The following is a 21,010-nucleotide window of genomic DNA, read 5'->3' as shown; positions in this document are numbered from 1 at the left end:
GATCGGCAGGCCGCAGGGGGCCACGCCCGCCGGGACGTGACCCGCCCCGGGGGCGACGGCGGGGCACCGGCGTCAGCGACCGGCGTGGTCCCGGAACCCGCGGCCGGTCTTGCGGCCCAGGTAGCCGGCGGTCACGAGGTGCTCGAGCAGCGGCGCCGGCGCGAAGCCGGGCTCCCGGAACTCGGTGTACAGCTCCCGTTCGATGGCCAGGGAGACGTCCAGGCCCACGACGTCGAGCAGCTCGAAGGGCCCCATCGGGTAGCCGCAGCCGACCTTCATCGCCGCGTCGATGTCGTCGGCGGTCGCGTAGTGCGCCTCGAGCATCTTCACCGCGTCGTTGAGGTAGGGGAACAGCAGGGCGTTGACGATGAAGCCGGCGCGGTCGGTGCAGGAGACGGGGTGCTTGCCCAGCCGCAGCGACACCGCGTGCGCGGTCGCGGCGACCTCGGGCGCGGTGGCGATCGTGGACACGACCTCCACCAGCGCCATGACCTGCGCCGGGTTGAAGAAGTGCATGCCGACCACGTCCGCCGGCCGGCCGCTCGCCCGGGCGCACTCGATGACCGGCAGGCTGGAGGTGGTCGTGGCCAGCACCGCGCCGGGCTTGGCGATCTCGCCGAGGTTGGAGAACAGCGCCTCCTTGACCGGCATCGACTCGACCACCGCCTCGATGACCAGGTCGCGGTCGGCGAGGTCCTCCACCGACGCCGACCCGCTGACCCGGGCGAGCACCTCGTCCCGGCCGGCCTCGTCGAGCCGGCCGCGCTGCACCTGCTTCTCCAGCGACTTCGCCAGCGCCTTGTGCACCGCGGCCACCTTGTCCGCCGAGCGGGCGACGAACCGGACGTCGTAGCCACCCTTGGCCACCACCTCGACGATCCCGGTGGCCATCGTGCCCGAGCCGACGACGCCGACCGTCGCCACGTCCCGGGCCCCCTCGGCGGCACCGCCGGGGGCCGGCGTCCCGGCGTCGGGGACCACCTCGGCGGAGTCGCGGCCGGCGTAGGTGTAGAAGCCGCGGCCGGTCTTCCGGCCCAGGAGCCCGGCGGTCATCATCTGCTTGATGACCGGCGTCGGGGCGTGCAGCCGGTTGCGCGACTGCTTGTACATCGTGTCGAGGATCTCGTAGGCGGTGTCGATGCCGATGAGGTCCATGAGCGCCAGGGGGCCCATCGGCAGGCCGCACCCCAGCCGCATGGCCGCGTCGATGTCCTCGCGGGTGGCGTAGCGATTCTCGTACAGCGCGACGGCGTGGTTGAGGTAGCCGAACAGCAGCGCGTTGGCGATGAAGCCGGCCTTGTCGCCGATCGTCACGTCCACCTTGCCCAGCCGCGCGGCCAGGGCCTCGACGTCCTCGACGACCGAGGGCTCGGTGACGACGGTGCGCACGACCTCGACCAGCTTCATCACCGGCGCCGGGTTGAAGAAGTGCATCCCGATGACCTTGCTCGGCCGGCCGGTGGCGACCGACAGCTCGGTCACCGACAGGCTGGAGGTGTTGGTCGCCAGGATGGTGTCCGCCGGGCAGATCTTGTCGAGGGCGGAGAAGATCTCGCGCTTGAGCTCCATGCGCTCGGGCACGGCCTCGACCACCAGCTCCGCGTGCGCGAGGTCCTCCAGCGAGGTGCTGAACCGGATCCGCTCGAGGACGGCGTCGCGGTCCTCGGCCGCCAGCTTCCCGCGCGCCAGGGCCTTGCCGGTGGACTGCTCGACGTGGCCGCGGCCGCGTTCCACCGCCGCCTCGTCGACGTCCACCGCGGTCACCGACAGGCCGGCGCGGGCCATCACCTCGGCGATGCCGGCCCCCATGGTGCCCAGCCCCACGACGCCGACCTCGGTCAGTTCTCTGGCCACGCTGCCACTCCTCCGCCGTCCGGTGATCGCACGCAGTCTCCCACCCGGGCGGCCCGGCACCGGTGCGGCCCGGCCCCTCTGCAGGAGCCCGCCGCGAGCTTGCGAGGGGTGGGGGGCAGAGGGGTCCTCTCTCAGAAGAGGCGCTGGGAGGGGTCGTCGGTGCCCTTGAGGACGGCGTAGTCCACGGTGAGGCAGTCGATGCCGCGGTCCCCGGCCAGGACCCGGGCCTGGGGCTTGATCTCCTGGGCGGCGAACACCCCGCGGACCGGGGCCAGCAGCGGATCGCGGTTGAGCAGCTCCAGGTAGCGGGTGAGCTGCTCCACGCCGTCGATCTCCCCCCGGCGCTTGATCTCCACCGCGACCACCGCGCCGGCGGCGTCCCGGCAGAGCAGGTCGACCGGGCCGATCGCGGTCGGGTACTCACGGCGGACCAGGGACCAGCCGGCCCCGAAGGTCTCGACGTGCAGCGCCAGCAGCCGCTGCAGCTCGGCCTCGACGCCGTCCTTCTGCAGGCCCGGGTCCACACCCAGCTCGTGCGAGGAGTCGTGCTCCACCGACTCGATGGTGATGATCAGCTGCTCACCGGTCTTGTTGGTCACCGTCCAGGTGCCGCTGCCGTCGCTGAGCTCGTCCCGCAGCGAGCAGGGCGGGCTCATCCAGTTCAGCGGCTTGTAGGCGCGGTCGTCGGCGTGCACCGACACCGAGCCGTCGGACTTGACCAGCAGCAGCCGGGAGGCCATCGGCAGGTGGGCGGTGAGCCGACCGACGTAGTCGACCGAGCAACGGGCGATGACCAGGCGCACGGGGACCGACGGTACCGAACCGGCAACGGTCGGGCCGCGCACCGGGGACGAGCGCCCGGCGAGCGGCATCCTGGCGGACGTGACCGTCGCCAGCGTCGTCCGGCCCGCCGCCCTGGCCCTGCTCCTGGTGCTGTGCGGCTGCGCGCAGCGAGGCGGGGACGCCGGTACCCGCCCGGCGCCGCCACCGGAGGGGCCGGGCCGGCTGGTGCTGCAGGTCGAGCACGTGGGGGGCTTCGTCACGCCGGAGATGCTGGCCGCCCGGATCCCGCTGGTGAGCGTCTACTCCGACGGGCGGGTGCTCGCCGAGGGCCCGCAGATCGCGATCTACCCGGGTCCGGCGCTGCCCAACGTGCTGGTCTGGCAGCTGGACGCCGACGGGGTGCAGACGGTCGTGGACCGGGCGCTGGCCGCCGGCGTGGCCGAGACGGGCGACCTGGGCAGCCCGCCGGTGGCCGACGTCCCCGCGACCCGCTTCACCCTGGTCACCGACGCGGGCACGTCGGTGCGCGAGGTGCAGGCGCTCTTCGACCTGCCGGACGGCGGTGGCCTGAGCGCGGAGCAGCTGGCGGTGCGGGGCGAGCTGCAGGGGCTGGTCGACGTCCTCACCTCCCCGGAGGACCCGCTGGGCGCCGAGGGCCCGGAGAGCTACCGGCCCGAGGTCCTCACCGCCGTCGTCCGGCCCTGGACGTCGGGGCCCGACCCCGAGCTGGCGCAGCCCGACGTCCCCTGGCCCGGGCCCGCGCTGCCCGGGGAACCGCTGGACGCCCGCCTGGAGCTCTCCTGCGTGGCCGCCCGCGGCGCGGACGTGGAGCCGGTGCTGCAGGCCGCGGGCGGGGCCAACACGCTCACCCCCTGGGTCGCCGGGGACGGCAGCCGCTGGGCGCTGACCTTCCGGCCGCTGCTCCCGGACGAGACCGGCTGCGCGGACCTGGGCTCCTGACGACGACGGGCCCGGCCCTCCAGGTGGAGGACCGGGCCCGCGGCCGCCCCCTGCAGGGTCCCGCCGCGAGCTCGCGAGCGGCGGGGGCAGGGGGTGTTCGTCAGACGGTGGCCGGCTGACGCAGGTCGGCGTCCACGCCACCGCGCTCGTCGACGCGGGCCAGCGGGTCGATCGTGGAGGTCGACCGGTACCGCTCGACGTCCAGGATGCCCTCCCGCTTGGCCACGATGGTCGGGACCAGCGCCTGGCCCGCGACGTTCACCGCGGTGCGGCCCATGTCGAGGATCGGGTCGATCGCCAGCAGCAGGCCGACGCCGGCCAGCGGCAGCCCCAGGGTCGACAGCGTCAGGGTCAGCATGACCACGGCGCCGGTGACCCCGGCGGTGGCGGCCGAGCCGATCACGGAGACCAGCGCGATCAGCAGGTAGTCGGTGATCGACAGGTCCACGCCGAAGAACTGGGCGACGAAGATCGCGGCCAGCGCCGGGTAGATGGCCGCGCAGCCGTCCATCTTGGTGGTCGCGCCCAGCGGGACGGCGAAGGACGCGTAGGACCGCGGGACACCGAGGTTCTGCTCGGTCACCCGCTCGGTCACCGGCAGGGTGCCGATCGAGGACCGCGAGACGAAGGCCAGCTGGATCGCCGGCCAGGCGCCCGCGAAGTACCGCAGCGGCGAGAGGCCGTGCAGCCGGAGCAGCACCGGGTAGACGACGAAGAGCACCAGCGCCAGGCCGACGTAGACGGCACCGGCGAAGACACCGAGCGAGCTGAGCGACTCCCAGCCGTAGCTGGCCACGGCGTTGCCGATCAGGCCGACGGTGCCCAGCGGCGCGAGCAGGATGACCCACCACAGCACCTTCTGCACGATCGCCAGCGCGGACCGGACGAAGCCCACGAACGGCTCGGCCGGCTCGCCGATCTTGAGCGCCGCGACGCCGATGGCGGCCGAGATGACGATCAGCTGCAGCACGTTGAAGGACAGCCCGACCGAGCCGTCGGCACCCGCGGACGCCTGCAGGCCGAAGATGTTGCCCGGGACGATGCCGGTGAGGAAGTCGAACCAGGAGCCGGTGCTCTCGGGGGCCTGCTGGGCGGCGGCGTCGACGGAGCTGTTGCGGCCGGGCTCGGTCAGCAGGCCGAGGCCGATGCCGATCGCGACGGCGATCAGCGCCGTGATCGCGAACCACAGGAGGGTCTGGCCGGCCAGCCGCGCGGCGTTGGAGACCTGCTTGAGGTTGGCGATGCTGACGATGACGGCGGTGACGATCAGGGCCGGGACGAGCGCCTTCAGCAGCGTGACGAAGGTGCCGCCGATGGTCTGGAGGGTGCTGGTCAGCCAGTTGGGCGACCCGTCGACGACGGGGCCCAGGTCGCGGGCGACGAGGCCGAGGACGATGCCCAGCACGAGGGCGAGGAGGACCTGCGCCGCGAACGGGACGCGGCGGAGACGGGCGAGCACGAGGAGGGGGGCCTTTCGGGGGGACGGAGGGGGACGACGAGCCTGGCCGGCGTCAACAGCCGGCGGTCGTCATCCGTCCGAAGTCCAGGGCACGCCGACGCGTGAGCCCCCACAGGTTCTGCACAGGATGGTCAATGCAACCGGCCGGGACGGTCATCCCCCTGTGGCCGGACTCACCCCCGTGGCCCCGTCCGGAGGCTCGCGCCGAGCGCGAGAGGCGTGAGGACCGGGTCCTCTCTCATCCGGACCAGACCGGACGCCGCTTCTCCAGGAACGCGGTCATCCCCTCGCGGGCGTCCGGGAGCTGGCTCGCGGCGGCCATGACCTCGACCGCGGTCGTGTAGGCGTCCCGCTCGGGCCGGTCGAGCTGGGCGTACATGGTCTGCTTGCCCCACGCCTTGCTGGCCCGCGAGCCGCGGGTGGCCCGCGCCATGAGGTCGGCGACGGCCGCGTCGAGCTCCGCGTCCGGGACCACCCGGTTGACCAGCCCCCAGTCCAGAGCCGTGGCCGCGTCGATGACGTCGCCGGTCAGCGCCAGCTCCATGGCCCGCTTGCGGCCGACGTTGCGGGCGATGGCGACCATCGGCGTGTGGCAGAACCAGCCGCCCTTGCCGCCCGGGGCGGCGAACCCGGCCGACTCGGCCGCCACCGCGAGGTCGCAGGAGGCGACCAGCTGACAGCCGGCCGCCGTGGCCAGGGCGTGCACCCGGGCGAGCACCACCTGGGGCACCTGCTGCACGGTCTGCATCAGCTCGGTGCACAGCAGCAGCAGGCTGCGGACCTCGGGCACCGGCCGTCCGGCGACGTCGGCGAAGTCGTGGCCGGCACTGAACACCGGGCCCTCCGCGGCCAGCACGATGCCCGCCGCGTCGCTCTCGCCCGCCTCGGTCACCGCCGCCAGCAACTGGCCGAGGTGTTCCCGCGAGAGCGCGTTGCGCCTGGCGGCCCGGACCATCGTGATGGTCACGACGTCGCCGTCGCGCTCGACCCGTGGCGCGCCGTCTGCAGTCATGGCCCGACTCCACCACGACCGGCCCCGGGCGGGCAACGAGAGGCCGCGGGCGCCGCGCACCCGGTCCCCGGGGCATGATCCCGGCATGGAGCCCGTGCGGTTCGGACTGGTGGGATACGGCTTCGGCGGCCGGTGGTTCCACGCGCCCCTGCTGGCCGCCGCCCCGGAGTGCGCGTTCCTGGGGGTGGTCACCTCCTCCCCCGAGCGGCGCGCCCTCGTGGCCGGCGAGCACCCGGGTGCGCGCACCTTCGGCTCGCTCGAGGAGCTCGTGGCCGGCGGGGCCGAGGCGGTGGCGATCTCGACCCCGGCGGACACCCACACCGCCCTGACCGAGCAGGCGCTGGGCCTGGGCCTCGCCGTGGTGTGCGACAAGCCGTTCGCGCTGGACGCGGAGGCCGCGCGCGGCTCCGTGCGGTCGGCGGCGGAGCGCGGCCTGGCGCTGGCGCCGTACCAGAACCGTCGCTGGGACTCCGACTTCCGGACGGTCCGGGCACTGGCCGACGGGGGCCGGCTGGGCACGCTGCGGCGACTGGAGTCCCGGTTCGAGCGGTGGGCGCCCGAACCCGGCCCGCCGGCCTCGGGCGGGGGCACCCTGCTGGACTTCGGCAGCCACCTGGTCGACCAGGCGCTGGTCCTGCTCGGCCCGGCGACCTCGGTCTACGCGGAGTGGCGGCCGCGCGCCGGCGGCCTGGACGACGACGTCTTCGTGGCCCTCTCCCACGCCGGCGGCGCACACTCCCACCTGTACGGCGGCTGGAGCGAGGGCGCCCCGGGCCTGCGGTTCCGGGTCACCGGCAGCGAGGGCAGCTACGTCGTGGACGGCCCGATGGACGGCCAGGAGGACGCGCTGCTCGCCCGGCGGACGCCGGCCACCGAGGGCGACCGGTGGGGCGCCGAGCCCGAGCACCGCTGGGGGCGGCTCCTGCGCGGGGACGACGGCGGGACGGTGCCGTCCGAGCGCGGCCGCTGGGACACCTTCTACCCCGCGTTCGCCGCCGCCGTCCGCGGGCTGGGCCCGGTGCCGGTCGACCCGCAGGACGCCGTCGCCACCGCCACCGTCCTCGACGCCGCCCGCCGCAGCGCCACCGAGGGCGTCGTCGTCCGGCTCCCGTGACGTGCTGGAGCGGCCTGCCCGCAGGGGCCCGCGCCGAGCTGGCGAGGCGTGGGGGGCGGGGAGGTCCTCCTACAGACCGTTGGCGGCGCGGACGACGTCGACGATCTGGCCCATGATGTCGGTCAGGCCGAAGTCCTTGGGCGTGAAGACCCGGGCCACCCCCTGCTCGCGCAGCAGCCGGGCATCGGCGTCGGGCACGATCCCGCCCACCACCACCGGGACGTCGTCCAGCCCGGCCGCGCGCAGCCCCCGGAGCACCGCCGGCACGACCTGCAGGTGCGACCCCGACAGCACCGACAGGCCGACGACGTGCACGTCCTCCTCGACCGCGGCGGACACGATCTGCGCCGGTGTGAGCCGGATGCCCTGGTAGACGACCTCGAAGCCGGCGTCCCGGGCGCGGACGGCGATCTGCTCGGCACCGTTGGAGTGCCCGTCGAGGCCCGGCTTCCCGACCAGCAGGCGCAGCCGCCGGCCCAGCTCCGCACCGGTGGCCCGCACGCGTTCCCGCACCTCGGCGAGCGTCGCGTCGGCCGGACCGGCGGAGGCGGCCGCGACCCCGGTCGGCGCCCGGTACTCGCCGAACACCGCGCGCAGGACGCCGGCCCACTCCCCCGTCGTCACCCCGGCCCGGGCGCAGTCGAGGGTGGCGGCCATGAGGTTGGCGTCGCCGGCGGCGGCCGTCCGCAGCGCGTCGAGCGCGGCCCGCACCGGCTCGGGGTCGCGGCGGTCCCGCCACGTCCGCACCGCCGCGCAGGCCGCCGCCTCCACCGCGGGGTCGACCACCGTGATCGCCCCGTCGAGGTCGGCGGTGAGCGGGCTGGGCTCCGTGGTCTGGAACCGGTTGACGCCGACGACGACGTCCTCCCCGCTCTCGATCCGCCGGCGGCGCTGCGCCAGCGAGCCGACCAGCTGACCCTTCATGTAGCCGGACTCGACGGCCGCCACCGCGCCGCCCATCTCCTCCACCCGCGCGATCTCCGCGCGGGCACCCGCGACCAGCTCGGCGACCTGCTGCTCCACCACGACCGACCCGGTGAACAGGTCCTCGTACTCCAGCAGGTCGGTCTCGTGGGCCAGCACCTGCTGCAGGCGCAGCGACCACTGCTGGTCCCAGGGGCGCGGCAGCCCGAGCGCCTCGTTCCAGGCCGGCAGCTGCACGGCGCGGGCGCGGGCGTCGCGGGAGAGGGTGACGGCGAGCATCTCCAGGACGATGCGCGCGACGTTGTTCTCCGGCTGCGCCTCGGTCAGGCCGAGGGAGTTGACCTGGACGCCGTAGCGGAACCGGCGGAGCGTGGGGTCCTGGACGCCGTAGCGCTCCTCGGTCAGCTCGTCCCACAGCTGGGTGAAGGCGCGCATCTTGCACATCTCCTCGACGAAGCGGACGCCCGCGTTGACGAAGAAGGAGATGCGCGCGACGACCTCGCCGAAGCGCTCCGGCGGCACCTGCCCGGAGTCCCGGACCGAGTCCAGCACCGCGATCGCGGTGCACATGGCGTAGGCGATCTCCTGCACCGGCGTCGCCCCCGCCTCCTGCAGGTGGTAGCTGCAGATGTTCACCGGGTTCCACCGCGGCAGGGCGGTGACCGTGTAGGCGACCATGTCGGTGACCAGCCGCATCGACGGCCCGGGCGGGAAGACGTACGTCCCGCGCGAGAGGTACTCCTTGATGATGTCGTTCTGCGTCGTCCCGGCCAGCGCCGCGACGTCGTGCCCGTTCTCCTCCGCGACGACCTGGTAGAGCGCGAGCAGCCACATCGCCGTCGCGTTGATCGTCATCGACGTGTTCATCTCGTCGAGCGGGATGCCGTCGAACAGTGCCCGCATGTCGCCGAGGTGCGTGACCGGGACGCCGACCTTGCCGACCTCGCCGACCGCCAGCTCGTCGTCGGGGTCGTAGCCGGTCTGCGTCGGCAGGTCGAAGGCCACCGAGAGTCCCGTCTGGCCCTTGGCCAGGTTGCGGCGGTAGAGGGCGTTGGACTCGGCCGGCGAGGAGTGTCCGGCGTAGGTGCGCATCACCCAGGGACGATCGCGCTCCGGTGACGACGGGAACGGCATGTCCGCGGAGTGTAGGTGCCGTTACCGGCCAGTAGCCCCGGCGCCCGCCGCAGTCGCCGGTGGCACACTCGCAGGGGCGCGCGGGAGGAGGACACCGATGCCGATCGGAGCGGGCAGCGACCTGCACTTCCTGGTGGGCCCGAGCATCGCCTTCCTCGCCCTCGGGCTGCTCATCCTCTTCCTGCGCTGGGCCTTCGCCTCCGACGAGCGCAGCCACCCCCCGGTGGACGACGGCCTGCTGACCCGGGTCGCCACCCTGTCCCGGCGGGAGTCGGCTCTGGCGCTCCGGGCCGTGCTCTCCGACGCCGGCATCCGGTCGACGATCCGCTTCCCGGCCCCGCACCGCGCCGACGTGCTGGTGTTCCCCGAGGACGCCGAGCGGGCCCGCCGGCTCGCGTCCTCCTTCCCGGCCAACTGAGGAGCGCTCCGATCGAGCAGATCGGGACGGCCCTCGTGCAGGGGCCGGAGCGAGGTCCGGGGGCACGAGGACCCCGTCTCAGTCGGGGCGCTGCACCCGTTCGATCTGGACGCCCAGGCCACGCAGCTGCTGGACGAAGTCGGGGTAGCCGCGGTCGACGTGGTGCACGTCCTGCACCTCGGTGACACCGTCGGAGAGCAGCCCCGCCAGCACCAGTCCGGCCCCGGCGCGGATGTCGGTGGCGACCACCGGCGCGCTGGAGAGCCGCTCGCGGCCCCGGACGACGGCGTGGTGGCCGTCGATGCGCACCGAGGCGCCGAGCCGGACCAGCTCGTTGACGAACATGAACCGGCCCTCGAACACGTTCTCGGTGATCAGCGCGGTGCCGGTGGAGACGGCGGCCAGGGCCACCGCCATCGGCTGCAGGTCGGTCGGGAACCCCGGGTAGGGCAGCGTGACGACGTCCACGCAGCGCGGCCGACCGTCCATGGCCACCCGCACGCCGTCGGCCAGCGGCTCGACGTGCGCCCCGGCGTCGGTGAGCTTGGCCAGCGCGACGGTGAGGTGGTCGGCGACGGCCCGCTCGATGACGACGTCGCCCCTGGTCATCACCGCGCCGATGGCCCAGGTGCCGGCCACGATCCGGTCGGGGACGGTCGTGTACGTGACCGGCTTGAGGTCCTCGACCCCCTCGACGGCGATCGTCGAGGTGCCGGCGCCCTCGATGACCGCGCCCATCGCGGTCAGCATCGAGCAGAGGTCGACGATCTCGGGCTCACGGGCGGCGTTGTCGATCACGGTGGTGCCCTCGGCGAGGACCGCGGCCATCACCAGGTTCTCGGTGGCCCCCACGGAGGGGAAGTCCAGCCACAGGGAGGTGCCGGTCAGCCGGGGCGCCGTGGCCACCAGGAAGCCGTGCTCGCTCTCGATCGTCGCGCCCAGCCGCTCGAGGCCGGAGATGTGCATGTCCAGCCCGCGGGATCCGATCGCGTCGCCGCCGGGCAGGGCGACCCGGGCAGATCCGCAGCGGGCGACCAGCGGGCCCAGCACGCTGATCGACGCGCGCATCTTGCGCACGAGGTCGTAGTCGGTCTCGGTGGCCGGCTCGTCGGGCACGTCGACCACGACGCGGCCGCCGCCGCCCCCGTGGGGGTAGCGCTCGTACCGGACGTCGCAGCCCAGCCGGCGCAGCACCTCGCTCATGATCGAGACGTCGAGGATGTCGGGGACCTCCTCGATGGTGGTCCGCCCGGCGGCCAGCAGCGCGGCGGCCATCAGCTTGAGGGCGCTGTTCTTGGCGCCGGTGACCCGCACCCGACCGGTCAGGGCCGTGCCGCCGGTGACCTCGAAGCACTCCACCGGCCCACCCTACGGGTGGCCCCGCTGGAGCAAGCCGCCGCGAGGGGACGGACCCCGTCCTCCTCGTCCCCGCGCGCTCGGGACGCCCAGCGGGACTCGGCCGGGGGCAGCGGGGTCCTCCTCTCCTAGGCTCGCGGGCATGACCGTCCGGTTGACCCGCATCTACACGAAGACCGGCGACGCCGGCCAGACGCACCTCGGCGACATGAGCCGGGTGGCCAAGACCGATCCGCGGCTGGTCGCGTACGCCGACGTCGACGAGGCCAACAGCGTGCTCGGCGTCGCCCTGGCGCTCGGCTCGCCGGCGGCGGACCTGGCCGAGCTGCTGCGCGAGGTCCAGAACGACCTCTTCGACGTCGGTGCCGACCTGTCGACGCCGATCACGCCCGCTCCGGAGTACCCGCCGCTGCGGGTGACGGCGGCCTACACCGAGCGGCTCGAGCGCGCCTGCGACGTGCACAACGAGGCCCTGGCGGCGCTGACCAGCTTCATCCTGCCGGGCGGCACCCCGCTGGCCGCCCTGCTGCACCAGGCCCGGGTCGTCGTGCGCCGGGCCGAGCGCAGCGTCTGGGCGCTGCTGGCGGCCGACGGCGACCGCACCAACCCCGAGACCGCGCGCTACCTCAACCGGCTGTCGGACCTGCTGTTCATCCTCGCCCGCGAGGCCAACCCCGGCGGCGACGTCCTCTGGGAGCCGGGCGCGCACAGCGGGGCACACACCCAGCGCGCGGCCCGCGGGACCTGAGAGAGGGCCCCCTCCTCCACACCGCTCGCACGCTCGGGGCGGTGCCCAGGCTGCCCCCTGCAGGGTCCCGCCGCGAGCCTTCGAGCGGTGGGGGGTCCTTCCTCATCGGACGGGGGGCGCGGACTCCACCCAGGAGAGGAACCCGGTCACCGTCGAGAGGTCCATGGCCAGTTCCCGGGGGCCGTCCGCGGTGGCGCAGGAGAGCACGACCACGTCCGCGGGCAGGGACACGTCCTCGACCGCGACCTGGCGCCGACCCTCGACCTGCAGCTCGGCCCGGCACAGCCGGTGCTGGGGGCGGACGGAGAGCGACAGGGCGCGGTACCAGAGCAGCGCGTCCCCGCCGTACCAGGCGACCCCCACCGACCAGCGGGGCGACCCGGTCGGCCGCAGCCACATGGTGACCGCGCCCAGACCGGAGAGCAGGAACCGCCGGCGGAGCAGGAAGGCGACCACCAGCGCGACGACGAGCGCGCCGGCCAGGACGAGCAGGAAGGTGGTCATCCCGGGGGCCGGCGGGTCACGGGCGGTGGGTCAGCTCGCGGCTCAGGCGTCCTGACCAGCGGCGGCCAGCCGGGACTGGGCCCGGCGCGCGGCAGCCATGGCGTCGGGGTCGTCCCCGCCCTCCTCCGCGCGGCGCAGCGCCTCGCGGGCCCGCTCCACGTCGATCTCGGAGGAGATCTCCGCCGTCTCGGCGAGGATCGACACCCCCCGCTGGGTCACCGACAGGAAGCCGCCGTGCGCGGCGACGATCATGTCGTCGCCGTCGGTGGTCCGGATGCGGACGACGCCACCTGGTGCCAGCTCACCGAGCAGCGGCGCGTGCCCGGGCAGGACGCCCAGCTCGCCCTCGGTCGTGCGCGCGATGACCATGCTCGCCTCGCCGGACCAGATCAGCCGCTCGACGGCCACCAACTCGACCTGCAGGGTCGCCACGACACTCCTCGGGGTCCACCGACGGGGCGGTGCTCAGATCGCCGGGAACCACGGCTCCGGCGACGGGTCGTCGTCCACAATAGCGGCGGAGCCGGCGCACCCGTGCGGCGGTGCCACACAGTGGAGGAGGGGCGGATGCGCATCCTGGTGGAGCTGGCGTCGCCGGTACCCGAGGGGCCGGCCGCCGGCCCGTCCGTCCCGGCCCTCCGCGTCCGGCCGCTTCGGGCCGGGTGATGCCGCCGTGTCCCTGCACCGGCACTACCCCCCGGACCTCTACCGCGGCAGCACCGGCGAGGTCAGCGCCTGGACCCGACGCGCCGACCAGGCACCCGACACCACGTCGGCCAGCGGTGTGACCTGCGAGTTCCTGGCGACCGGCGACCAGACCCAGGGCCGGTTCGGCCTGTACCGGTGGACCTTCGGCCGCGAGGAGTCCGGACCCGACGCGCACTTCCACCGGGCGATCTCGGAGCAGTTCTACGTGCTCTCCGGTGAGGTACGGCTGTTCGACGGGACCACCTGGCTGACCGCGACGACCGGGGACTTCCTGTACGTCCCGGAGGGCGGCATCCACGGCTTCCGGGGCGGCGACCACGCCTCGATGCTGCTGATGTTCGCGCCGGGCGGGCCGCGCGAGGACTACTTCGAGACCCTGGCGCGCGGTGAGCAGATGAGTCCCGAGGAGCGCGCGGAGTTCATGGTCCGCCACGACACCTACTGGCTGTGACCGCCTGGCTGTGACCGACCGACCGGGACCGCGGCCGGCTCAGGCCGCGCGGCGGTAGAGCAGCGTCCAGCGGCCGACGCGCACCCACGGGTGGCGCACCGTGGACGCCGGCGCCCAGTGCTCGGTGACGAACTGCTGTCCGCTGGTGTAGGGCACACCGCCCGACGGCGGCCAACTCCAGTCGGCTCCGTCCGGCATGACCCCGCTCGTCCCGTCCACCATCGTCTCCCGCACGTCACCCGGGCTCTCCGGGCGTCCTCGCTGTCTGATCGGCACCGAGCATCCCGCGCTTGAGGCGGGGGACACCAGGTCTTTCGTCACTGGTGCCCAGGTCTGGGGGTCTCCATGCACCGACACGCGCGACGGCCGGGTCCCCCGTGGGGGACCCGGCCGTCGTCGTGGTGGCCTCCGCAGAGGGCCGGCCACCCTTCAGGGCTCCCCGCCGGACGTGCGAGGCATGGGGCCCTGAAGGGTGGGCCTCACCCCTTCTTGAGCTTGTCGGCGTTGCGCTCGAGGTCCTCGAGCCCGCCGCACATGAAGAACGCCTGCTCGGGCAGGTGGTCGTACTCGCCCTCGGTCAGGGCCTTGAACGACTGCAGGGTCTCCGACAGCGGCACGAACGAGCCCGGCTGACCGGTGAAGGCCTCGGCCACGAACATGTTCTGCGAGAGGAACCGCTCGATGCGCCGCGCCCGGTTGACGGTGACCTTGTCCTCCTCGCCGAGCTCGTCGATGCCGAGGATGGCGATGATGTCCTGCAGCTCCTGGTAGCGCTGCAGGATGCGCTGCACCTCGCGGGCGATCGAGTAGTGCTCCTGGCCCACGTACTGCGGGTCGAGGATCCGGCTGGTGGAGTCCAGCGGGTCCACGGCCGGGTAGATGCCCTTCTCCGAGATCGGCCGGGAGAGCACGGTCGTCGCGTCGAGGTGCGCGAACGTGGTGTGCGGGGCCGGGTCGGTGATGTCGTCCGCGGGGACGTAGATCGCCTGCAGCGAGGTGATCGAGTGACCGCGCGTCGAGGTGATCCGCTCCTGCAGCTCACCCATCTCGTCGGCCAGCGTCGGCTGGTAGCCCACCGCGGAGGGCATGCGGCCGAGCAGCGTGGAGACCTCGGAACCGGCCTGGGTGAACCGGAAGATGTTGTCGATGAAGAGCAGCACGTCCTGGTTCTGCTCGTCCCGGAAGTACTCCGCCATCGTCAGCGCGGAGAGGGCCACCCGCAGCCGGGTGCCCGGCGGCTCGTCCATCTGGCCGAAGACCAGCGCCGTGGACTCGATGACGCCGGACTCGGTCATCTCCGTGATGAGGTCGTTGCCCTCGCGGGTGCGCTCGCCGACGCCGGCGAACACCGAGACGCCACCGAACTCCTGGGCGACGCGGCGGATCATCTCCTGGATCAGCACGGTCTTGCCGACGCCGGCACCGCCGAACAGGCCGATCTTCCCGCCCGCCACGTACGGCGTCAGCAGGTCGATGACCTTGATGCCGGTCTCCAGCATCTCGGTGCGGCCCTCGAGCTGGTCGAACCGGGGGGCGTGCCGGTGGATCGTCCAGCGCGGCAGGTCGGCGCCGTAGCCGGGCTCGTCCAGGCACTCGCCCAGGGCGTTGAACACGTGCCCGGTGACGCCCGGGCCGACCGGCACGTTGATCGCCGTGCCGGTGTCGATCACCTCGGCGCCGCGGACCAGGCCGTCGGTCGGCTGCATGGAGATGGTGCGCACCACGTTGTCGCCGAGGTGCTGGGCGACCTCGAGGGTCATGGTCTTGCCCAGGTCGGCGAGGGTGACCTCCACCTTCAGGGCGTTGAACAGGTCGGGCATCGCGTCGCGCGGGAACTCGACGTCGACGACCGGCCCGGTGACCCGCACGACGCGGCCGGACCCCGTCGTCTGCTGGTTGGTCGGACGGTCCTCGGTGACGGTCATCTGAACTGCTCTCCTGCCCTCGGGCTCGCTTGCTCGTCGCGTGTCAGTGTCCCCGCCGGAACGGGGAGGGGGTCAGTCGTCGGCGCCGGCCGACACGAGCGCGTCGGCACCGCCGACGATCTCGCTGATCTCCTGGGTGATCTCCGCCTGGCGGGCCTGGTTGGCCTGCCGGGAGAGGTTCTTCGCCAGCTCCTCGGCGTTGTCCGACGCCGACTTCATCGCCCGCCGCCGCGACGCCGACTCCGAGGCCGCGGCCTCCAGCATCGCCGCGTAGATGCGGGTGGTGACGTACTTGGGCAGCAGCGCGTCCAGCAGCGCCTCGGCCGAGGGCTCGAACTCGTAGGAGGTCGGCACCCCGCCGTCGCCGGACACGCCCTGCTCGCGGTCCTCCCGCTCGTAGTCGAACTCCTCGACCTCCTCGACCTCCAGCGGAGCCATCCGCTTGGCGACCGGGACCTGGGAGAGCAGCGAGCGGAACTCGGTGTAGACGATGTGCAGCTCGTCCACGCCGTCGACGTCCGACCCGTCGTCGTCCTCACCGGCGGTGAAGGCGGCGATGAGCTCCTCCCCCACCCGCTGGGCGTCGGGGTAGTTCGGCTGCTCGGAGAAGCCGGTGAACGTGTCGGCCATCGGACGGTCGCGGAAGGAGTAGTACGTCTCCCCCTTGCGGCCGACGACGTAGAGGACCGGCTCCTTGCCCTCCTGGCGCAGCAGCGCGAGCAGCTCCTCGGTGCGGCGCAGCACGTTGACGTTGTACGACCCGGCGAACCCGCGGTCGGACGTGATCACGAGGACCGCCGCCCGGCGCGCGTTCTGCCGCTCGGTGAGCAGCGGGTGGTCCAGGGACGCCGAGGACGCCAGCGCCGACAGCACCCGGGTGATCTCCCGGGCGTAGGGCTTGGACGCCTCCACCCGGGCCTGGGCGCGCACGATGCGGGCACCGGCGATCAGCTCCTGCGCCGAGAAGATCTTCTTCGTCGACTGGGTGGAGCGGATGCGGCGCCGCAGCGCGCGGAGGGAACCGGCCATGGTCAGGCGCTCCGCTTGACCTGGACGCGCTCCTGGCCGCGCTGGGACGCGTCCATCGCCTCGGCCTCGGGCTCGTTGAGGTGCAGCGTCCCGCCGTCGGACAGCTGGAACTGGCCGTAGAAGTCCTCCACCGCCGCCTCGAGGCCGCGGGTGGCGTCGTCGCCGAGGGTCCGGCTCTGCCGGATCTCGTCGAAGATGCCGTTGTGGCTGCGGCCGACGAAGTCGAGGAACTCGGCCTCGAACCGGCGCACCTCGGGCACCGGGACCTTGTCGAGCTTGCCGGTGGTGCCCAGCCACAGCGAGACGACCTCGCGCTCGACCGGGAACGGTGAGTACTGGCCCTGCTTGAGCAGCTCGACCAGGCGCTGACCGCGGTCCAGCGTCGCCCGGCTGGAGGCGTCCAGGTCGGAGGAGAAGGAGGCGAAGGCCTCGAGCTCGCGGAACTGGGCCAGGTCCAGGCGCAGCCGGCCGGCGACGGACTTCATCGCCTTGATCTGCGCCGATCCACCCACGCGGGACACCGAGATGCCGACGTTGATCGCCGGGCGCACACCGGAGTTGAACAGACCCGTCTCGAGGAAGATCTGCCCGTCGGTGATCGAGATGACGTTGGTCGGGATGTAGGCCGACACGTCGTTGCCCTTGGTCTCGATCAGCGGCAGCCCGGTCATCGAGCCCGCGCCGAGCTCGTCGGAGAGCTTCGCGCAGCGCTCCAGCAGGCGGGAGTGCAAGTAGAAGACGTCGCCCGGGTAGGCCTCGCGGCCCGGCGGACGGCGCAGCAGCAGCGAGACGGCGCGGTAGGCCTCGGCCTGCTTGGACAGGTCGTCGAACACGATGAGGACGTGCTTGCCCTCGTACATCCAGTGCTGGCCGATGGCCGAGCCGGTGTAGGGGGCGATGTACTTGAAGCCCGCGGCCTCCGACGCCGGAGCGGCGACGATGGTCGTGTACTCCATCGCGCCGGCCTCCTCGAGGGCGGAGCGGATGGCGGCGATCGTGGAGCCCTTCTGGCCGACCGCGACGTAGATGCAGCGCACCTGCTGCTTCGGGTCGCCGGTCGCCCAGGCCTCCTTCTGGTTGATGATCGTGTCGGTGACGATCGCCGTCTTGCCCGTCTGGCGGTCACCGATGACCAGCTGGCGCTGACCGCGGCCGATCGGGGTCATGGCGTCGATCGCCTTGATCCCGGTCTGCATCGGCTCGTGCACCGACTGCCGCTGCACCACGGTCGGCGCCTGCAGCTCGAGGGCGCGACGGCCGGTGGTCTCGATCGGCCCCGCGCCGTCGATCGGGTTCCCCAGCGGGTCCACGACACGACCCAGGTACCCGTCGCCGACGGCCACGGAGAGGACCTCACCGGTACGACGGACCTGCTGGCCCTCCTCGATGCCGGCGTAGTCGCCGAGGACGACGACACCGACCTCGCGCACGTCCAGGTTCAGGGCCAGCCCACGGACGCCGCTCTCGAACTCGAGCAGCTCGTTGGTCATGACCGAGGGCAGGCCCTCGACCCGGGCGATGCCGTCGCCGGCCTCGGTGACGATCCCGACCTCTTCCCGCGAGACGTCCGGGGAGTAGTCGGTGACGTAGTTCTGGATGGCACTGCGGATCTCGTCTGCGGAGATCGTCAGCTCGGCCATGGGTGGCGTCCTCTTCCCTGCTGGGTGGTGTCTGTCTGCTGGAGTGGGGCCGGGATCAGCCGACGAGCCGCCGGCCGGCGGCCTCGAGTCGGTGCACGATGCTGCCGTCGATCACCTCGTCACCGACGCGGATCACCAGGCCGCCGAGGACGCTCGGGTCGACGGTCACCTGCAATCCGATGGGACGGCCGTAGAGCCGGCTGAGCACGCCGGCCAGCCGCTGCTCCTGCGCCGCGGTCAGCGGGACGGCCGAGGTCACGTGCGCGACCGACCGGCCGCGGCGGCTGGAGGCCACCTCGGAGAGCCGCTCGATCGCGGTCTCGGCGTTCCCGACGTGCCGGGTGGTGAGGTGGTTGCGCAACAGCAACGCGGTGATCGGGCTGACCCGGTCGGCGAGCAGCCGGTCGAGCAGCGCGGTCTTGCCCGCTGCCGGGGCGGCGCGGTCGGTGAGGATCCGCGACAGGGCGGGGTCACCGGCGACGATCCGGCCGAACCGGAACAGCTCGTCCTCGACACCGTCGAGCTCCCCGCGGGCGTCGGCGGCGTCGAGGGCGGCGTCGGTGGCCAGGATCTCGGCGGCCTCCACCAGGTCCAGCGGCCGCGACCAGCGCTGCCGGGCCACCGTCTCGACCAGGTCGAGCGCCGCGTCGGACACCTTGCCGCCGAACACCCGCCGGGCCAGCGCCGACCGCTCGGCCGGCTTGCCCGACGGGTCCGAGAGCGCCCGCCGGAGCCCCACCTGCTCGCCGAGCAGCCGGGCCACGGCGAACAGCTCGTCGGCGAGACCGACGATCTCGTCGCCGGAGTCGACCCTCGGCTGTCCGGTGAGGCGGTCCCGGGCCTTCTCGATCAGGCCCGAGGCCGGTCGGGTCAGCTCGTCCAGGCGCTCGCGCGCCTGTTCCAGCGCCGCACGGCTCGAGGCGTCCATCAGCGGTTGCCCTCCGGGGCGTACACCGAGCTGCCGGTGCGTCCGTCGGGCGAGCCGGCGGACATGCCGTCGAGCTGGTCGAGGAACCGGTCGACGGTGCCGCTGCGGCGGGCGTCGTCCTCCAGGGACTCCCCGACCACCCGGCCGGCGAGGTCCACGGCCAGCGCGCCGATGTGGCCGCGCAGCTCGTTGACCACCTGCTGCCGCGAGGTGGCCAGCTGCTCCTCGCCGCGGGCGACGATCCGCGCGGACTCCTGCTGGGCCTGGGCCCGCAGCTCCTCGAGGATCTGCTGGCCCTCCGCGCGCGCCTGGTCGCGGATCTGGGCGGCCTCGGTGCGGGCCTCGGCCAGCTGCGCGCGGTACTGCTCCAGCGAGGCCTTCGCCTCGGCCTGCATCGCCTCCGCCCGCTCGATGCCGCCCTCGATCGCCTCACGGCGAGCGCGGAACACCTGCTCCAGGCGGGGCCAGACGAACTTGGCCAGCACGAAGAACGCGATGGCGAAGGTGATCGTCCCGACGATGATCTCCCCCAGCGGGGGGAGCAACGGGTTGGTCGACTCCGCAGCCAGGACACTCATGCTCGTTCCGTCCCTACGTCAGGTGGGTGCGATCCGGCGCGCCGGCTCACTGACCGAAGATGAAGGGCACGACCAGGCCGATGAGGGCCAGGGCCTCGGAGAGTGCGGCACCGAGGAAGGCGTAGGTGCGGGTGAGGCCGGCGGACTCGGGCTGCCGGGCGGTCGCCTGGATGTAGGCGGCCCAGACGATGCCCACACCGATACCGGGTCCGATGGCGGCGAGGCCGTAACCCACCGAGCCGATGCTGCCGGTCAGCTCTGCGAGGACGTCGAGGTCCATGACGAGGTCTTCCTCCTGTGTCGGTCGCCCGGGATCGTTCCCGAGCGGCTGGCGGGGGTGGTGCGGGTGGAGCGGTCAGTGGGCGGGTTCGACGGCGCCGTTGAGGTAGGTCGCCGTGAGCACCGTGAAGACATAGGCCTGCAGGACGATGACCAGCAACTCGAAGAAGGTCATGACCAGCGCCATCAGGAACGCGAACGGGCTGAAGATCACCGAGAAGTTGCCGACCGTCAGCAGGTACGTCGTCCCGAGGGCGAACACCACCAGCAGCATGTGGCCGGCGAACATGTTCGCGAAGAGCCGGACGGCCAGGGTGAACGGCCGGATGACGAAGACCTGGAGCAGTTCGATCGGCGTGACGAGGATCAGCGCGCCGATCGGCACGCCCGGCGGGATCGCGGCGTCCTTGAAGTACCTGCCCGCGCCCTGCTCCCGGATGCCGACCCAGTTGTAGAGCACCCAGACGATCACCGCGAGGACCAGCGGGATGGCGAACTTGGAGTTCGGCGAGATCTGGAAGAACGGGACGATGCTCATGAAGTTGTTCGCGAGGATGAAGAAGAACAGCGACGCGAGGAACGGCGCGAACGGCAGGCCCTTGGGGCCGATGACGTCGCGGGCCATGCCGTCGCGGATCAGCGAGTAGCCGCTCTCGGCGATGTACTGCAGCTTGCCCGGCACGACGGTCGCCTTGCGGGCGGCCATGACCAGCAGGATCACGATCGCGGCGGTGGCGATCCACATGATCACGGTGATCCGCGTGATGTCGAAGTCGATCCCCAGGAGGGAGAACGAGACGAGCGGCTCCGGGTAGAACTCCTCGATGCTCGGAGACTGGAAGCCACTGTCGCCGCCGCCTTCGGCGGCGAGCACGTCGGCGAGCGCGAGGGCGCTGGAGGTCACCGTTGTCCCTTCTGCGTCCTGGTCGGGCGGCGTCGCCCGGCCTGGCTGGAGCCTGTGCCCCGCGCCCCCTCGGCTGGGGGCACGGCACCGTACTTGACGACCACCAGGTAGATGGCCACCGTCAGGCCGAGGAGAACGCCGATCAGGGCGACGAAGCTCGTGCCCCACCAGCGGTCGAGCAGCAGCCCGACCCCGCCCCACACGATGATCCCGGAGAGCATCGTCCCGGTGATCCCCCAGCCGATGTCGGCCCCACTGGGCTGACGAGCTGGATCTGCAGGTCGAGGTCCGGAGTTCCCGCG

Annotated in this window: 22 protein-coding genes; 5 read left to right on the top strand and 17 right to left on the bottom strand. The window is 72.9% G+C overall.

Going from position 1 to position 21,010, the window contains the following annotated elements:
- Nucleotides 1–72: 72 nt before the first annotated feature.
- Together GCU56_RS05970 and nucS are read right to left on the bottom strand one after the other, a co-directional pair.
- Nucleotides 73–1,854, bottom strand: a complete 1,782-nt coding sequence (locus GCU56_RS05970) for a 3-hydroxybutyryl-CoA dehydrogenase (protein WP_163480593.1) — start codon at nucleotides 1,852–1,854, stop codon at nucleotides 73–75.
- Nucleotides 1,855–1,985: 131 nt separating this feature from the next.
- Nucleotides 1,986–2,657: an endonuclease NucS gene (gene nucS / locus GCU56_RS05965; RefSeq protein ID WP_163480592.1), complete on the bottom strand. Its 672-nt coding sequence runs from the start codon at nucleotides 2,655–2,657 to the stop codon at nucleotides 1,986–1,988.
- Nucleotides 2,658–2,736: 79 nt separating this feature from the next.
- Here nucS and GCU56_RS05960 point away from each other — a divergent pair, with 79 nt between their 5' ends.
- The gene (locus GCU56_RS05960; protein WP_163480591.1) at nucleotides 2,737–3,597 is read left to right on the top strand and encodes a hypothetical protein; all 861 of its coding nucleotides are present in this window, start codon (nucleotides 2,737–2,739) and stop codon (nucleotides 3,595–3,597) included.
- 100 nt (nucleotides 3,598–3,697) lie between these two features.
- Here GCU56_RS05960 and GCU56_RS05955 read toward each other — a convergent pair whose 3' ends face one another.
- Both GCU56_RS05955 and GCU56_RS05950 read right to left on the bottom strand, forming a co-directional pair.
- Complete coding sequence (locus tag GCU56_RS05955; protein WP_163480590.1) at nucleotides 3,698–5,056, bottom strand: cation:dicarboxylate symporter family transporter; 1,359 nt, start codon at nucleotides 5,054–5,056, stop codon at nucleotides 3,698–3,700.
- A gap of 238 nt (nucleotides 5,057–5,294) precedes the next feature.
- Nucleotides 5,295–6,068, bottom strand: a complete 774-nt coding sequence (locus GCU56_RS05950; RefSeq protein ID WP_163480589.1) for an enoyl-CoA hydratase-related protein — start codon at nucleotides 6,066–6,068, stop codon at nucleotides 5,295–5,297.
- Between the two features lie 85 nt (nucleotides 6,069–6,153).
- On the opposite strand from GCU56_RS05950, the gene GCU56_RS05945 reads away from it, so the two are divergent.
- Nucleotides 6,154–7,182, top strand: coding sequence for a Gfo/Idh/MocA family protein (locus tag GCU56_RS05945; RefSeq protein WP_163480588.1), 1,029 nt, complete (start codon nucleotides 6,154–6,156; stop codon nucleotides 7,180–7,182).
- 69 nt (nucleotides 7,183–7,251) lie between these two features.
- Here the strand turns inward: GCU56_RS05945 and GCU56_RS05940 are convergent, their stop codons facing one another.
- Nucleotides 7,252–9,240, bottom strand: coding sequence for a methylmalonyl-CoA mutase family protein (locus GCU56_RS05940; RefSeq protein WP_163480587.1), 1,989 nt, complete (start codon nucleotides 9,238–9,240; stop codon nucleotides 7,252–7,254).
- Between the two features lie 97 nt (nucleotides 9,241–9,337).
- On the opposite strand from GCU56_RS05940, the gene GCU56_RS05935 reads away from it, so the two are divergent.
- A complete protein-coding gene (locus tag GCU56_RS05935) occupies nucleotides 9,338–9,658 on the top strand; it encodes a hypothetical protein (RefSeq protein ID WP_163480586.1) in 321 nt (106 codons plus the stop codon).
- A gap of 78 nt (nucleotides 9,659–9,736) precedes the next feature.
- On the opposite strand, the gene murA is transcribed toward GCU56_RS05935, so the two are convergent.
- Complete coding sequence (gene murA / locus GCU56_RS05930) at nucleotides 9,737–11,017, bottom strand: UDP-N-acetylglucosamine 1-carboxyvinyltransferase (RefSeq protein WP_163480585.1); 1,281 nt, start codon at nucleotides 11,015–11,017, stop codon at nucleotides 9,737–9,739.
- Between the two features lie 139 nt (nucleotides 11,018–11,156).
- Here murA and GCU56_RS05925 point away from each other — a divergent pair, with 139 nt between their 5' ends.
- Complete coding sequence (locus GCU56_RS05925) at nucleotides 11,157–11,762, top strand: cob(I)yrinic acid a,c-diamide adenosyltransferase (protein ID WP_163480584.1); 606 nt, start codon at nucleotides 11,157–11,159, stop codon at nucleotides 11,760–11,762.
- Between the two features lie 102 nt (nucleotides 11,763–11,864).
- Here the strand turns inward: GCU56_RS05925 and GCU56_RS05920 are convergent, their stop codons facing one another.
- Nucleotides 11,865–12,266, bottom strand: coding sequence for a DUF2550 domain-containing protein (locus GCU56_RS05920; RefSeq protein ID WP_163480583.1), 402 nt, complete (start codon nucleotides 12,264–12,266; stop codon nucleotides 11,865–11,867).
- 42 nt (nucleotides 12,267–12,308) lie between these two features.
- Nucleotides 12,309–12,698: a F0F1 ATP synthase subunit epsilon gene (locus GCU56_RS05915; RefSeq protein ID WP_163480582.1), complete on the bottom strand. Its 390-nt coding sequence runs from the start codon at nucleotides 12,696–12,698 to the stop codon at nucleotides 12,309–12,311.
- A gap of 241 nt (nucleotides 12,699–12,939) precedes the next feature.
- Between GCU56_RS05915 and GCU56_RS23755 the strand changes: the two genes are divergently transcribed.
- Complete coding sequence (locus GCU56_RS23755) at nucleotides 12,940–13,425, top strand: cupin domain-containing protein (protein ID WP_345771665.1); 486 nt, start codon at nucleotides 12,940–12,942, stop codon at nucleotides 13,423–13,425.
- 39 nt (nucleotides 13,426–13,464) lie between these two features.
- On the opposite strand, the gene GCU56_RS05905 is transcribed toward GCU56_RS23755, so the two are convergent.
- From GCU56_RS05905 to GCU56_RS05865, 9 genes are all read right to left on the bottom strand, one after another.
- The gene (locus tag GCU56_RS05905) at nucleotides 13,465–13,623 is read right to left on the bottom strand and encodes a hypothetical protein (protein WP_163480581.1); all 159 of its coding nucleotides are present in this window, start codon (nucleotides 13,621–13,623) and stop codon (nucleotides 13,465–13,467) included.
- A 281-nt stretch (nucleotides 13,624–13,904) separates the two neighbouring features.
- Nucleotides 13,905–15,350 carry a F0F1 ATP synthase subunit beta gene (atpD, locus tag GCU56_RS05900; RefSeq protein WP_163480580.1) on the bottom strand — a complete coding sequence of 482 codons (1,446 nt, stop codon included), beginning with the start codon at nucleotides 15,348–15,350 and terminating at the stop codon, nucleotides 13,905–13,907.
- Nucleotides 15,351–15,422: 72 nt separating this feature from the next.
- A complete protein-coding gene (locus GCU56_RS05895; RefSeq protein ID WP_163480579.1) occupies nucleotides 15,423–16,379 on the bottom strand; it encodes a F0F1 ATP synthase subunit gamma in 957 nt (318 codons plus the stop codon).
- 2 nt (nucleotides 16,380–16,381) lie between these two features.
- A complete protein-coding gene (gene atpA / locus GCU56_RS05890; protein ID WP_163480578.1) occupies nucleotides 16,382–18,019 on the bottom strand; it encodes a F0F1 ATP synthase subunit alpha in 1,638 nt (545 codons plus the stop codon).
- A 55-nt stretch (nucleotides 18,020–18,074) separates the two neighbouring features.
- Nucleotides 18,075–18,947, bottom strand: a complete 873-nt coding sequence (locus GCU56_RS05885) for a F0F1 ATP synthase subunit delta (RefSeq protein WP_163480577.1) — start codon at nucleotides 18,945–18,947, stop codon at nucleotides 18,075–18,077.
- Nucleotides 18,947–19,525 (bottom strand): F0F1 ATP synthase subunit B, encoded by a 579-nt coding sequence (locus GCU56_RS05880; RefSeq protein WP_163480576.1) that lies wholly within the window; start codon nucleotides 19,523–19,525, stop codon nucleotides 18,947–18,949. The genes GCU56_RS05885 and GCU56_RS05880 overlap by 1 nt, the downstream gene beginning before the upstream one ends.
- Nucleotides 19,526–19,571: 46 nt before the next feature.
- Nucleotides 19,572–19,805, bottom strand: a complete 234-nt coding sequence (gene atpE / locus GCU56_RS05875) for an ATP synthase F0 subunit C (protein ID WP_163480575.1) — start codon at nucleotides 19,803–19,805, stop codon at nucleotides 19,572–19,574.
- Between the two features lie 75 nt (nucleotides 19,806–19,880).
- The gene (gene atpB / locus GCU56_RS05870) at nucleotides 19,881–20,708 is read right to left on the bottom strand and encodes a F0F1 ATP synthase subunit A (RefSeq protein ID WP_163480574.1); all 828 of its coding nucleotides are present in this window, start codon (nucleotides 20,706–20,708) and stop codon (nucleotides 19,881–19,883) included.
- Nucleotides 20,705–20,929: a hypothetical protein gene (locus tag GCU56_RS05865; protein WP_239521817.1), complete on the bottom strand. Its 225-nt coding sequence runs from the start codon at nucleotides 20,927–20,929 to the stop codon at nucleotides 20,705–20,707. The genes atpB and GCU56_RS05865 overlap by 4 nt, the downstream gene beginning before the upstream one ends.
- Between the last annotated feature and the right edge of the window lie 81 nt (nucleotides 20,930–21,010).

This window comes from Geodermatophilus sabuli (assembly GCF_010686765.1).
GTDB lineage: Bacteria > Actinomycetota > Actinomycetes > Mycobacteriales > Geodermatophilaceae > Geodermatophilus > Geodermatophilus sabuli_A.
Note: the sequence above shows the minus strand (reverse complement) of the source record. Positions and strands in the feature narration are given on the sequence as shown.